The 12,858-nt window shown below is 74.2% G+C and carries 12 protein-coding genes; 6 read left to right on the top strand and 6 right to left on the bottom strand.

The annotated features are described in order from the left end of the window. Positions 1–89: 89 nt before the first annotated feature. From ABZ321_RS56880 to ABZ321_RS56860, 5 genes are all read right to left on the bottom strand, one after another. The gene (locus ABZ321_RS56880; protein ID WP_354905237.1) at positions 90–1,838 is read right to left on the bottom strand and encodes a hypothetical protein; all 1,749 of its coding nucleotides are present in this window, start codon (positions 1,836–1,838) and stop codon (positions 90–92) included. After that, positions 1,835–1,969, bottom strand: coding sequence for a hypothetical protein (locus ABZ321_RS56875; protein ID WP_354905234.1), 135 nt, complete (start codon positions 1,967–1,969; stop codon positions 1,835–1,837). The genes ABZ321_RS56880 and ABZ321_RS56875 overlap by 4 nt, the downstream gene beginning before the upstream one ends. Further along, positions 1,966–4,578 (bottom strand): LuxR C-terminal-related transcriptional regulator, encoded by a 2,613-nt coding sequence (locus ABZ321_RS56870; RefSeq protein WP_354905231.1) that lies wholly within the window; start codon positions 4,576–4,578, stop codon positions 1,966–1,968. Before ABZ321_RS56870 ends, ABZ321_RS56875 begins: the two co-directional genes overlap by 4 nt. 77 nt (positions 4,579–4,655) lie before the next feature. Continuing rightward, positions 4,656–5,036: a DUF6069 family protein gene (locus ABZ321_RS56865; protein WP_344506562.1), complete on the bottom strand. Its 381-nt coding sequence runs from the start codon at positions 5,034–5,036 to the stop codon at positions 4,656–4,658. 38 nt (positions 5,037–5,074) lie between these two features. Beyond that, positions 5,075–5,947: a 1,4-dihydroxy-6-naphthoate synthase gene (locus ABZ321_RS56860; protein ID WP_354905228.1), complete on the bottom strand. Its 873-nt coding sequence runs from the start codon at positions 5,945–5,947 to the stop codon at positions 5,075–5,077. Between the two features lie 205 nt (positions 5,948–6,152). On the opposite strand from ABZ321_RS56860, the gene ABZ321_RS56855 reads away from it, so the two are divergent. From ABZ321_RS56855 to ABZ321_RS56840, 4 genes are read left to right on the top strand one after another with little or no spacing between them, the layout of a single operon-like run. Continuing rightward, positions 6,153–7,229: a hypothetical protein gene (locus ABZ321_RS56855; protein WP_344506558.1), complete on the top strand. Its 1,077-nt coding sequence runs from the start codon at positions 6,153–6,155 to the stop codon at positions 7,227–7,229. Between the two features lie 44 nt (positions 7,230–7,273). Further along, on the top strand, positions 7,274–8,440 hold the full coding sequence (gene mqnE / locus ABZ321_RS56850; protein WP_354905225.1) for an aminofutalosine synthase MqnE: 1,167 nt from the start codon (positions 7,274–7,276) through the stop codon (positions 8,438–8,440). 43 nt (positions 8,441–8,483) lie between these two features. Next, on the top strand, positions 8,484–8,801 hold the full coding sequence (locus ABZ321_RS56845) for a ferredoxin (protein ID WP_344506554.1): 318 nt from the start codon (positions 8,484–8,486) through the stop codon (positions 8,799–8,801). Further along, a complete protein-coding gene (locus ABZ321_RS56840; RefSeq protein ID WP_344506552.1) occupies positions 8,798–9,520 on the top strand; it encodes a 4'-phosphopantetheinyl transferase superfamily protein in 723 nt (240 codons plus the stop codon). Before ABZ321_RS56845 ends, ABZ321_RS56840 begins: the two co-directional genes overlap by 4 nt. A gap of 70 nt (positions 9,521–9,590) precedes the next feature. Here the strand turns inward: ABZ321_RS56840 and ABZ321_RS56835 are convergent, their stop codons facing one another. Next, complete coding sequence (locus ABZ321_RS56835; protein WP_354905222.1) at positions 9,591–10,310, bottom strand: AfsR/SARP family transcriptional regulator; 720 nt, start codon at positions 10,308–10,310, stop codon at positions 9,591–9,593. A gap of 172 nt (positions 10,311–10,482) precedes the next feature. Here ABZ321_RS56835 and ABZ321_RS56830 point away from each other — a divergent pair, with 172 nt between their 5' ends. Both ABZ321_RS56830 and ABZ321_RS56825 read left to right on the top strand, forming a co-directional pair. After that, complete coding sequence (locus tag ABZ321_RS56830) at positions 10,483–11,001, top strand: hypothetical protein (protein WP_354905219.1); 519 nt, start codon at positions 10,483–10,485, stop codon at positions 10,999–11,001. Further along, positions 10,994–12,799, top strand: a complete 1,806-nt coding sequence (locus ABZ321_RS56825) for an ABC transporter ATP-binding protein (RefSeq protein ID WP_354905217.1) — start codon at positions 10,994–10,996, stop codon at positions 12,797–12,799. The genes ABZ321_RS56830 and ABZ321_RS56825 overlap by 8 nt, the downstream gene beginning before the upstream one ends. Positions 12,800–12,858: the final 59 nt, after the last annotated feature.

The raw sequence follows: 12,858 nt of genomic DNA, 5'->3' as shown, positions 1-12,858 counted from the left end.
GCGAACAGGGCGTCGACCACGGGCGTCGACAGCCCGCCGAACCGATCGGCCGGCGTCGACCCGGACATCGACTTCCGCATCGACGCAGATTAGCGCCACGGCAGCAGGGCCGGGTTGCGGTACCCGGCGGCCAGGCACCGGCGGCCACACTCGTGCAGCATCCCCACGGCCGCGTCGACCTGACCGTCGGCGGCCTCCGCCAACGCCCGGGCGTAGAGCAGCTGCGCCCAGGCGATGCCGCGCTCGCAGCCCGGCGGCAGCGGCGCGTCGAGCACCGCACGGAGCTTCCGCCGCCGGCCGGTGGCCAGCAGCTGCATGAGCTGCAACGCCCGCAGCCGGGGCAGGGTGCCGGCGTGCCAGGACTGCTCCGGCAGGCACTGGCGCAGGTCGTGCAGGTCGCGTTCGGCGTCGTCGAGGCGGCCCGTGCGCAGCCACAGCTCGGCCCTGGCGGCGAGCGGCCAGGCGGCGGAGCCCGCCCCCCGGGTCGCCTCGACGAGCCCGTTCAGCCGGTGCTCGGCCGTGGCGAAGTCCTCGGTGAGGGTCAGCGTGCGAGCCGCCGCCACCTGTACAGCGGCCGGCACCACGACCCCTGCCTCCGGGTCGAGCGCGGCGAGGGCGTGCCTGCGGGCCCGGTCCAGGTCCTCGCCCGCCACCGCCTCGCGCCACGCCATGACGCCACGCCCGGCCGGGTCGGCGGAGTCGACGGTGGCGCCGCCCGGCGCCGGCACCCGGTCGCAGGTGAGCTCCGGCGGGATGCCGGCCCGGTCGGCCGCCAACCAGTACAACGCCGCCAACGCCGCCCGTTCAGCGGTGGGACCAGTGGCGGTGCCGGCCCGAGACGGCGGCGCTGCGGCGGGACCGGTGGCAGAGCCGGTCCGCGATGGCGGCGCCGTGGCGGGACCGGCGGCGGTGCCGGTCCCCGATGGCGGTGGTGCCGCGGTGGGATCGATGGCGGTGCCGGTCCAGGATGGCTGTGTCGCGGGCGCGTGATGGTAGGCGGCGGCCAGCTCGCGCCGCGCGGCCTCGTCGTCGCCGCGGACCAGGAGCCGGTCGGCGGCCGCGATCCGGGCCGCGACCGCGCTGTCGGGTGCCGTCCGCAGCACCGTGCGGAACGTGCGGTCGGCGGCCTCCGGCGCGCAGCTCAGCTGCACGTCGCCGAGCGCCAGGAGGGTGGCCAGCCGCGCCTCGTCGCCGATCGGCTCGGACAGGGCCCGGCTGTACAGCGCCGCCGCCGCCTCCCACCGGCGTTCGGCGCGGGCGGACGCGGCAGCGACCAGCAACGCGTCCAGCGCCCAGCCCGGCCAGCCGGGCCCGGTCGCGGACAGCAGCCGGCCCACGAGCACCGGCGGCAGGCCCTTGTCGTGGGCGGCCTCGGCGGTGTGCCGGCGCAGCGCCGCCCGTTCGGTGCTGTCCATCGCGGTGAGCACCACCTCGGCGACGAGCGGATCGGCGGGGTCGAGCCCAGGGCAACCGGGCAGCCCGTGCGTGAGCCGGCCCGCGAGGCGCTCCGGCACCCCCGGCCCGAGCAGCGCCCGCACCCGCAGCCAGCGCAGTTGCGGGCCGGACAGATCCGCCAGCCGCTCGGCGACCCGGTCGCGCCGCACCTCCCGGCACGCGGCGTTGAGCCTGTCGAGGTCAGGGTGCGGCCCGCAGCGACGCACCGCGGCCAGCAGCACCGCCGGGTCCCCGGCCGCCGCGGCGGCCACCAGCACCGCAGGGTCCCCAGCCGCGGCGGCGGCAAGGAGCGCCTCGGTGTGCGCGTCAACCCCCCGACCCGCGGCAGCAAGCGCGGATCTCCACCGCGTGGCGGTGGTCGCGGTGCGGGTCGGCGCGGTCACGACGCACCCCCGTCGGCGGCGATCAGCGCCGTGGGGTCGCCAGCTGCGGCGGCAGGGAGTGCCTCGGCGTGTGCGGCGACGCCCAGGTCCGCGGCGGCGGGCGCGGATCGCCACCGGGTGGCGGCGGTCATGATGCGCTCCCGTCGGTGGGGGCTGTGGCGACGGTGGTGGTCCGGCGGGACAGGGGCGTCGCCTCGACGATGCCGGCCAGGGCGTCGCGGCGGCGGATGCCGAGGCGCCGGTAGACGTTGGTGAGATGGAACTCGACGGTTCGCATGGAGATGAACAGCTCCTCGGCGATCTGCCGGTTGGTCGCGCCGCCGGCGGCCAGGCGGGCGACGGCCCGCTCGCTGCTGGACAGTTCACCGCACGCGGCGAGCTCGGTGCCGGTGCGGCCGCCGGCGGAGCTGAGCACGTTGCGGCAGTGTGCGGCCAGCATGGTGTAGCCGAGACGGTTGGACAGGACCATGCCGTCGCGCAGGTGCCGGCGGGCGGCGGCGCGGTCGCCCAGCACGGTCAGGGTGCGGCCGAGCATCAGCTGCGCCTTCACCTGGTGCAGCGGGGCGGGGGAGCGCTCCAGCTCGGCGAGGGCGCCGAGCAGCAGTTCGACGTTGGGGCCCTCGGCGGTGAGCGCGGCCCGGGCCAGCAGCGCCATGCCCGCCGTGCGCGGGGTCCGCCACCGGCGGCACAGCTCCTCGGCCTGCTCGAGCCGGAGGTGCGCCTCGGCCCGCTGGCCGCGGATCGCCAGCATGATGATCTCGTCCAGCCACCAGCTGCTGAACGCCGGGCTGCCCACCCCGGCCTCCTCGAGGAGCCGGCCGCAGGCGCGCAGCCGCTGCAGTGCCCGGTCGTGGTCCTGGCCCCAGTACGCGGCGAACGCCGTCGCCCCGACCGCCTGCACCTGCTCCCACAGGGGCATGTCGGAGGTGCGCTCCTGCATCGGCTCCAGCGCCTGCTCGGCGGCGAGGATCCGGGCCTGCGAGCTGTTGATCAGCGAGATGATCGTCTGGGCGGACCAGGTCGCGGCGCCCCACTCGCCGTCGCCGGCGAGCCGCAGCGCGGTGGTCGCCTCGGTCCAGGCGGCCTCGAGGTCACCGATCTCCAGGAGTATCCGCGCCCAGGTCGCCCGGGCGACGGCCTCGGCGCACGGTTCGCCGCGGTCGCGGTGGTGCGCGGCCAGCCGGCTCGCCGCGGTCAGGGCGCCGGCGGTGTCGTCGGCCATCAGCAGCACCCGTGTCGCCGTCAGCGGCGCCCAGCTGTCGCCGGTCACCGGGCGGTCCAGCACCAGCCGGGCGTACCGGGTGGCCTGCTCCACCTCGACGCCTTCGTAGGCGGTGGCGAGCGCGTGCACGGCGAGCATCCGGTGGCTGGACGACGCCCCGGCGACGCCGACGGGCGAGTCGCCGATGCGGGAGCGCACGGTGTGGAAGGTGGCGCCGCCGATGACGGCGTTGGCGGCGAGCGTCGACTCGACGGCCGAGAGCTGGATGCGGTCCCGCAGCGAGGGCATGTTCCCGGCGGCGCGGCGCAGCGTCTCCATGGCGTCGTGCAGCAGGTACGGCGCCGTCGGCTCACGCCCGGTGACGAGCGCGGCGAGGCCCAGGCAGACCACGGCCCGGGCCTTCGTGCGGGCGTCGCCGGTGCGTGGCAGCGCCTGCCGGGCGTGCACCAGCGCGGCCGACGGGTCGACGTTGAGCAGCGCGACGGCCAGGTCGACGGCGGCGTCCGGCGACTGCGGCTGCGCGGCGAGCAGGCGGGTCCAGATGCGGACGGCGGCGGGCGCGTCGTGCGCGTAGGCGAGGGTGGCGGCCTCGCGGAGCCGTTCGAGCATCCAGGGTTCGTCGAGGTCGTCGAGGTCCAGCAGCACCTCGGCGATGTGCCGCACGGGCGCGTCCGCGTCGTTGAGCATGTGCGCCGCCCGGCGCCGCAGCCGTTGCAGTTCGTCGGCGGGGAGCAGGCCGGACAGCGCCTCGGCGACGGCGGGTGGCACCGGCCGGTCGGGGTCGCCGGTGAGCACCCCGGTGTTGCGCAGCGTCGCGAGGCGGGCGACGGTCAGCTGCGGCGGCAGCCCGGCGAGCGCGCCGACCAGGTCGGCGTCGGTCTGCTGGAGGGCGGCCGCGGCGACGGCGACCCGCAGCAGGTTCGGCTGGCGGCTGAGGAAGCGGCGCAGCCGGTCGGTGCGCGGCTCGGCGCCGGCGTGCTCGGGCGCGTCGAGGTCGAGGATCCGCTGCCGCGGGCCGCCGAGGATGTCGGAGAAGAGCGGGTCGAGGGCGGGGTGCTCGCGGGGCTCGACGGCGAGGACGACCTGCAGCGGCCGGTTGGTGCAGCGCCGCAGGAGGTAGTGCAGCCAGCGCAGGGTCGCGCTGTCGCACCAGTGGGCGTCGTCGAGGACGAGGCGCACCGGGCCGAACTGGAGCAGGCCCAGCGCGCGGCGGTACAGGTGCAGCACGGTGCGATGACCGCCGTCGGCGGGTGCCGGCTGGGTGCCGGACCGCGGCTGCACGGGCAGCAGCTGCCGCGCCGCGGCGAACTCGACCGCGGCGCCGGCCTCCGTGCAGGTCGCGGACAGCACCGTCACACCGGCCCCGGCCGGCGCCCGCAGCAGGGTGCTCTTGCCCGTGCCGGGGGCGCCGGTGACCATCACGACGGCGACCGACTCGACGTCCGGCAGCAGCGGCGGTCCGCCGCGCGCCGGCACGGTGCCGGTGCTGCGGTCCAGTTCGGCGGGCTGCGGCGTCATCAGGGCGTCCCATCGCGTTTCGGTCTTCGACGTGCCGGCCGGGCGGTCGTCCGGGGCGGCCCCGGACCGGTGCGCGGTCAGGTGCGCTGCGACGTCCGGGTGAACGCGGTGATGATCACGGCGCCGACCAGTAGGTGCAGCAGTGCGAGCGAGACCTTCGTGCCGGCGTCGGTGCCGCCGAGCGGGCCGAGCAGCGACAGGACCAGGAACACGACCGCGATGACGGTCCAGATCGTGCGGCCCTTCGCGGTGAAGCGCTCCAGCAGCGCGAGCAGGCCCCAGCCGAGGAGGCCGGCGATGACGACGGTCGCGACGACCGCGACGGCGCTGACCGTCTGCTCGCTGCCGCCGGACTTGACCACCAGGTCACCGGCGGCTGAACGGGCGATGAAGTAGACGATCAGGGCGAGGACGGCGGCGCCGGCGATGGCGAGCGGGCGCACGACGGACGGCTTCATGTGCGGGGGTACCTCCGGGTCGGTGGAACGGGACTGCTTCAGGGCACGCGGATCGGTTGTACCGTGTCGAGCGAGCTGGGCGGCACGGCCGGGCACAGTCCGGCCGCGGCGGCCCGGTCCAGCAGCGCGCGGACGGCGGCCAGGCCGTCGTCGCCGAGGTCCTCGGTGAACCCGTTGACGTACAGGGCGATGTGCTGCGCCGTCACGTCCGGCGCCATCTCCTGCGCGTGCTGCCGGATGTAGTCCCGGGACGCGTCGGGGTGCGCCCACGCGTGCCGCACCGACGCCCGGATCGCGCCGGCGACCTCGTCGATGCGTCCGGCGCCGAGGTCGCGGCGGGCCACGATGGCGCCGAGGGGGATCGGCAGGCCGGTGTCCTCTTCCCAGAACCGGCCGAGGTCGACCAGCTCCCGCAGGCCGTAGGACTGATAGGTGAAGCGGGCCTCGTGGATGATGAGGCCGGCGTCGACCTTGCCGTCGCGGACCGCGGGCATGATCTCGTGGAACGGCATGACCACGATGCCGCCGAAGCCGCCGGGCACGGCGCGCTCCGCCCACAGCCGCAGCAGCAGGTACGCCGTGGACTGCTCGCTCGGCACGGCGACGACCGCCTCATGCAGCCGCTCCACCGTGCCCGCCGGGCGGGCGACCAGCAGCGGGCCGCAGCCCCGGCCGAGGGCGCCGCCGCAGGGCACGAGCGCGAAGCGGTCCAGGAAGCCGGGCAGCGCCGCGTAGGAGATCTTCATGATGTCGAACCGGTCGCTGCCGGCCAGGTGGTTGGTGACGTCGATGTCGGCGTGGGTGACGGTCGTCGCGGGCGTGCCCGGCAGGATGCCGTGTGTCCACGCGTGGAAGACGAACGTGTCGTTGGGGCACGGCGAGTAAGCGATCGACAGCGGCCGCTCGGTCATGGCCCGGATCTTACGGCCGAAGGTCACGGCTTGTCCCGGTTCGTGGCGGCCCGCAGTTCGCATGGGGATCAAGTGTGGTGATTTCCCCAATCCGCGCCACGGCACGATGCCAGCAACACAAGTGCTGTGGGAGACCGCTGCCTGTTTCCCGGTGTCCGGCGCGTCGAGCCGGACCCATCGCTTCCGGCACCCGAAGGACGAATCGATGACGACCGTCATGGAACCCGCCGCGGCGCGTACCGACGCCTGGCTGGCCGCCGACCTCGACGAGTGGACCGTCCGCGTGGTCCGCCGGCACTTCGACCCGGTGACGGGCAGCCCGTACTGGCTGGCCCGCCGGCCGCACCTCGGTTTCGACCCGCTCGACATCACCCGCTACGACGACCTGGCGCAGTTCGGGCCGTTCTCGCTGGCCACGCTGCGGGAGCTCGACCCCGTGCAGCTGGTCCCCGCCGACGTGCCGCGGCCCCTCGCCGGGCGGATCTGGGAGTCCGGCGGCACGACCGGCAAGCCGTGCCGCATCTTCCACACCCCGTCGATGGCCGAGCACCACACCGCGTGGCGGCTGGCGGGGCTGCGGCTCAGCGGCTTCGAGCCCGGCCGCACCTGGCTGTACGCGTGCCCGAGCGGCCCGCACATCGTCGGCCGCGGCGCGAACCAGATCGCGGAGCTCTACGAGTCGACCGTGTACACGATGGATCTCGACCCGCGGTGGATCAAGACGCTGATCCGCGACAGCCGCCTGGTCGAGATGAACATGTACGTCGAGCACACCATCGAGCAGATGACCGACGTGCTGGAGACGGGCCGGGTGCACTACCTGGAGACGACGCCGGCGATCATGCAGGCGCTCATCTCCCGCCGCCCCGAGCTGGTCGCGGGCCTTTCGGGCGTCGGCCTCGGCGGCACCCAGCTGACCCCGCCGATGTACACGGAGATCGCCGAGGCGCTGCAGGGCGGCGTGATCGGCATGACGTACGGCAACACGTTCGGCTGCGCTATGGGCCTGCCGGTCGAGCGGGACGGCGCGATCCTGCCGTACCTGCCCAACTATCCGCAGGTCACGATGGCCGTCGTCGACAAGGAGGACCCGCGCCGGACGGTCGGCTACGGCGAGACCGGCCGGGTGCGCCTCACCGTCCTGCACGACGACCTCTTCCTGCCCAACATCATGGAGCGCGACCAGGCGGTCCGGCACCGGGTCGAAGGCTGGCCCTGTGACGCCGTCGCCAATGTACGGCCGCTGCAGATCAGCTCCGCCGCGCCCGAAGGGCTCTACTGAGCCGCGTTCGCAAACCCCCACACAGAGTCGATGAGGAGTCGTTGGTGGACACAGGTCTGAAGCGGGAACTGGAGGCGAAGGTCGTCGCCGGTGAGCGGCTCAGCCGCGAGGACGGGATCGCGCTGTACGCGTGCGACGACCTCGCGTGGCTCGGCGGGCTGGCGCACCACGTCCGCACCGAGAAGAACGGTGACGTGGTCCACTTCAACGTCAACCGGCACCTGAACATGACGAACGTCTGCACGGCGTCGTGCGCGTACTGCTCCTTCCAGCGCAAGCCGGGGGAGAAGGACGCCTACACGATGCGGATCGAGGACGCCGTCCGCCTCGCCAAGGAGATGGAGAACGAGCAGCTCACCGAGCTGCACATCGTCAACGGCCTGCACCCGACGCTGCCGTGGCGCTACTACCCGCGCTCGATCCGGGCGCTGAAGGAGGCCCTGCCGCCGACCGTGGCGATCAAGGCCTTCACCGCGACCGAGATCCACTGGTTCGAGCGGATCTCCGGCCTGTCCGCCGAGGACGTCCTCGACGAGCTCATCGACGCCGGCCTGGAGTCGCTGACCGGCGGCGGCGCGGAGATCTTCGACTGGGAGGTCCGCCAGCACATCGTCGACCACGCCACCCACTGGGAGGACTGGTCGCGCATCCACCGGCTCGCGCACCGCAAGGGCCTCAAGACGCCGTGCACCATGCTGTACGGCCACATCGAGGAGCCGAAGCACCGCGTCGACCACGTGCTGCGGCTGCGCGAGCTGCAGGACGAGACCGGCGGCTTCCACGTGTTCATCCCGCTGCGGTACCAGCACGACTTCCACGACTCGCGGGACGGCAAGATCCGTAACAAGCTCATGGCCCGCACCACGATGGCGACCGGCGCCGAGGCGCTGAAGACCTTCGCGGTGTCCCGGCTGCTGTTCGACAACGTCCAGCACGTCAAGGTGTTCTGGGTGATGCACGGCCTGCAGACCGCGGAGCTGGCGCTCAACCACGGCGCCGACGACATCGACGGCTCGGTCGTCGAGTACAAGATCACCCATGACGCGGACGAGTTCGGCACCCCGGACAAGATGACCCGGGAGAGCCTGCTCGACCTGATCCGCAACGCCGGTTTCCGGCCGGTCGAGCGCAACACCCGCTACGAGATCATCCGCGAGTTCGACGGACCGGACCACGCGCGCCGCGAGACGCCCCAGCCGATGCGGGTCTGACCGTGCCGGCCACCGTACGAGAAGACAAGGCAGGTGAGCGCGGGTGACCGCAGCGACGACACCGCAGCAGGACCAGCGCCAGGACCAGCTGGAGGTCTGGATCGACCAGGGCCTGTGCACCGGCGACGGGATCTGTGCGCAGTACGCGCCCGACGTCTTCGAGCTCGACGTGGACGGGCTCGCCTACGTCAAGGGCGACGACGGGGAGCTGCGCCACACGCCCGGCACGGCGGTGCTGGTGCCGCTGGTCGCGGCGCAGGACGTCATCGACTCGGCGAACGAGTGCCCCGGCGACTGCATCCACGTGCGCCGCCAGGGCGACGGCGTCGAGGTGTACGGCCCGGAAGCGCAGACACCGTGACCGTGACGGCGGCCGGACCGGCCGGCACGGGTGCCCGCACGCTGCTCGGCAGCCTGTTGCCCGCCGGCACGGCCGTCGTCGAGGCGTTCGACGACGCGCTGCCGGCGCCGCTGTTCCCGCAGGAGCTGGCGGCGCTCGGCAACGCGGTGGCGAAGCGCCGCGCGGAGTTCATGACCGGCCGGCGGTGCGCCCGGGAGGCGCTCGGCCGGCTCGGGTTCGGCCCGGTCGCGATCCCGGCCGGGCCCCGCCGCGAGCCGGTGTGGCCGGCCGGCGTGGTCGGCACCATCACCCACTGCGCCGGCTACCGGGCCGCCGCGGTGGCCCGCGCCGGGCACCTCACCACCGTCGGCATCGACGCCGAGCCGCACGCGCCGCTGCCCGACGGGGTCCTGGACAGCATCACGCTCGTCGAGGAGCGCCGGCACCTGCGGCAGCTGGACGGGCAGCGGCCCGGGATCCACTGGGACCGGCTGCTGTTCAGCATCAAGGAGTCGGTGTTCAAGGCGTGGTACCCGCTGACCGGCCGCTGGCTGGACTTCACCGAGGCCACGGTGACGATCGCGCCGCAGCGCGAGACGTTCCACGCCTGGCTGCTGGTGCCCGGCCCGGTCGTCGGCGGGGTCGAGGTCGCCGGCTTCGCCGGCCGCTGGCTCGTCGACCGCGGCCTGGTCCTCACCGGCATCGCGGTCCCCGCCCACCGGCCCGCCTACGCCACCTGACCGCCGGCGTGCTCCACGGCCGGTGCTCTGGCCGGTGGCTGTTCGTGCGTGCCGGCCGGCGGCACAAGCTTCACGGGGTCGCGCGCCGGCCGTCGACGAGGTCCTGGACGGGGCCGCTGCGCAGGATCCGGGTGTGCACCTCGCGCAGGCCCCAGCCCGGCTGCACACCGAGCTCGGTGTGCAGGTAGCGCCATGACCGCCGGTACACCTCCAGCGCATCGGCCTGCCGGCCGGCCCGGTAGTAGGCCAGCATCAGCAGTTCGGCAAGCCGCTCCCGGGTCGGCTGCTGCGCGGTCAGCTCGGTGAGCTCGGCCGCGACCTGGTCGTTTCGGCCGCACTGCAGGTCGGCCTGGGCCCGCAGCTCGATGGCCAGGGCCCGTCGCTCCTCCAGGGCGAGGCCGACGCGGGCCCGCAGGTCGTCGCCGGCGACGTCGGCGAGCAGCGGGCCGCGCCACAGGGTGAGGGCCCGGGCGAGCGCGTCGGCGCGGTGGGCCGGGTCAGGCAGGGCCCGGGCCCGGTCGATCTCCGCGACGAACCGGTGCACGTCGACGCGTTGCGGGTCGACGTCGATGCGGTAGCCGGTGCTGTGCGTGACGATCTGCACGTCGTGCGGGCGCAGCCGGGACCGCAGGCGTGCGACGTAGGTGTGAACGGTCCGCCGTGCCCGCTCCGGCGGGTCGTCGTCCCACAGCAGTCCCTGGAGCCGGCTCATGCGCAGCACCCCGCAGGTCGCCTCCAGCAGGAGCAGCCCGAGCAGGCATCGCTCGCCGCGCCGCGGACCGAGGTCCACGGGTCTGCCACGATGCTCGATCTGTACCGGTCCGAGCAGCCGGAAATGCAGTTCGCCCCCGTGCGAATCCACCAATCTGCCCCCCGCGTGACGCCTGGTAGGAATCTGGTAACAGACCTTACTGATTCTTGCTGCAGCCATCCAGAGTCTTCGACGTCATGGAGGAGCAGCGATGCCCTACCTGGCCGCGGCCACCGTCCTCGCCTGCCTGCTCGGCGCGTTCAACCTGCTGTTGACGCTCGGCATCGTGCGCCGGTTGCGCGCCATGACCGGGGCCACCGCCGCGCACGCGCCGCAGGTCGTGATGAGTCCGGGCGAGACACCGGAGCCGTTCCAGGCCACCACCGTCGACGGCGAGGAGCTGCGGGGCACCCCGAGCGGACTGGTCGGCTTCTTCAGCCCCGACTGTCCGGCGTGCACCGAGCGGCTGCCCGAGTTCGTCGCCTACGCCACCGCGGTCGGCCGGCAGCGCGTGCTCGCCGTGCTCATCGGCGAGCCGCACGAGCTCGGCGGGCTCACCGCCGATCTGCGCGACGTGGCCCGCGTCACCACCGAACCGGTGTTCGGGCCCGTGGCGACGGCGTTCGCGGTCACCGGGTACCCGGCGGTGGCGTTGCTGGACGACACCGGTGCCGTCACCCACAGCGGTACCGACTTCCGCTCCTTCCCGCGCGTGCCGGCCCGTGTCTGAGGTACGCGCCGGCGACGTCACGGAGGCGCTGCGGATGGGGCTGCGGGCGGCCCCGAGCGCGGTCCTGGCCATGGCGGGTGCAGCGCTGGGGGCCGGCGTCGGGCCGGTCGTGCTGGCCTGGCTGACCCGCGACCTGCTGGACCGGCTCGTCGCCGGAGCCGTCCCGCTGGTGCTCGCCTTCGCCGTCGCCGGGATCGGAGTGGCGCTGGCGTCCGTCCCGCCCGTCATGCAGTACACCTCGAACGAGCTCGACCGCCGACTCAGCCTCTGCGCGCAGGAGCGGCTGTTCTCCGCGCTGCAACGGCACGTCGGGCTGCAGCGGCTGGAGGATCCCACGTTCCAGGACCGGGTCCAGTTGGCCGGCACCGCGGGCCGTTCGGCGCCGGCACAGGTGGTGAGCGGATCGCTCGGCCTGCTGTCGTCGGTGGCGGCGCTCGCAGGGTTCCTGGCAACCCTGATCGCGCTGAGCCCGATCGTGGCAGCCGTCGTCGTGGCGGCGTCGGCGCCGGCGGTGGTGGCGCACCTGCGGCTCGGCCGGCGGCACGCGGCCGTCGTCGCCGGCTCCGGCCACGCCCAGCGCCGGCAGCTGTTCTACGCACGGCTGCTCACCACGGCGGAGGCGGCCAAGGAGGTCCGGCTCTTCGGGCTCGGCGACTTCTTCCGCGGGCGGATGCTGGCCGACCTGGGGTCGGTGAACGCGGCCGAGCGGCGGGTGGACCGCAGCCGGTTGCGCACGCAGGTGCTGCTCGGCGCGCTCGGTGCGGTGGTCGCCGGCGGTGGCCTGGTCTGGCTCACCAGGCAGGCCGCCACGGGGGCGTACACGGTCGGTGACCTGACCGTGTTCGTGGTCGCGGTGGCCGGCGTGCAGGCCGCCGTTGCCCAGGGCATCGCGCAGGTCGCCGCGATGCTGGAGGCGCAGTTGCTCTTCGCGCACTTCCTGTTCGTCGTGCGTTCGGCACCGCTCGCCGGTACCCCGGAAGCAGCCCTGCGGCCAGCGCCACTGCGGGACGGGATCGTCGTGCACGATGTCTGGTTCCGCTACAGCGACGATCACGACTGGGTGCTGCGCGGGGTCGACCTCCGCATCCCGCAGGGCGCCGCCGTCGCGCTGGTCGGGCTCAACGGCGCCGGCAAGAGCACGCTGGTCAAGCTGCTGTGCCGGTTCCACGAGCCGACCCGCGGCCGGATCACCTGGGATGGCGTCGACCTGCGCGACCTCGACCCGGAGCTGCTGCGCCGGCGGATGGCCGTCGTGTTCCAGGACTTCCAGGACTACGACCTGCCCGCCCGGGAAAACGTCGGCGTCGGCGACGTGCGCCGGTTGGACGACCTGCCACGGATCACCGCCGCGGCCCGGCTCGCCGGCGTGCACGCGACCCTGGCGGCGCTGCCGGACGGGTACGACACGCCGCTGACCCGGCTGTTCTTCTGGGCCGGCGACACCGGCGACCCGAGGCTCGGCGTCCGGCTCTCCGGCGGGCAGTGGCAGCGGGTCGCGCTGGCCCGGGCGCTGCTGCGCGACGACAGCGACCTCATGATCCTCGACGAGCCCAGCTCGGGCCTGGACGCGGAGGCCGAGGCGGAGATCCACCGGACGCTGCGCGCGCACCGGGCCGGCCGGGCCACCCTGCTCATCTCGCACCGGCTGAGCACCCTGCGCGACGCGAACGTCGTCGCGGTGCTCGACGGGGGACGCGTCGCGGAACTCGGCTCGCACGACGAACTGATGCGCGCCGACGGGCGGTACGCGCGGCTGTTCCGCCTGCAGGCGCAGGGCTACCAGCTGGAGCCGGCATGAGCGGGCCGGAGCGCAGCGGAGGGCTGCGAATCGGGATCACAGGGTGGAGCTCAGGCCGG

The organism is Dactylosporangium sp. NPDC006015, assembly GCF_040614215.1.
Taxonomy (GTDB): domain Bacteria; phylum Actinomycetota; class Actinomycetes; order Mycobacteriales; family Micromonosporaceae; genus Dactylosporangium; species Dactylosporangium maewongense.
The sequence above is the reverse complement of the archived record's forward strand: the minus strand, read 5'-3'. Positions and strand labels throughout refer to the sequence as shown.

Bases quoted from the DNA above. Each gene is read 5' to 3' on its own strand.
- ABZ321_RS56875 (WP_354905234.1), bottom strand. From the start codon at position 1,969: ATGACCGCCGCCACCCGGTGGCGATCCGCGCCCGCCGCCGCGGACCTG.
- ABZ321_RS56870 (WP_354905231.1), bottom strand. From the start codon at position 4,578: ATGACGCCGCAGCCCGCCGAACTGGACCGCAGCACCGGCACCGTGCCG.
- ABZ321_RS56865 (WP_344506562.1), bottom strand. From the start codon at position 5,036: ATGAAGCCGTCCGTCGTGCGCCCGCTCGCCATCGCCGGCGCCGCCGTC.
- ABZ321_RS56860 (WP_354905228.1), bottom strand. From the start codon at position 5,947: ATGACCGAGCGGCCGCTGTCGATCGCTTACTCGCCGTGCCCCAACGAC.
- ABZ321_RS56855 (WP_344506558.1), top strand. From the start codon at position 6,153: ATGACGACCGTCATGGAACCCGCCGCGGCGCGTACCGACGCCTGGCTG.
- ABZ321_RS56830 (WP_354905219.1), top strand. From the start codon at position 10,483: ATGCCCTACCTGGCCGCGGCCACCGTCCTCGCCTGCCTGCTCGGCGCG.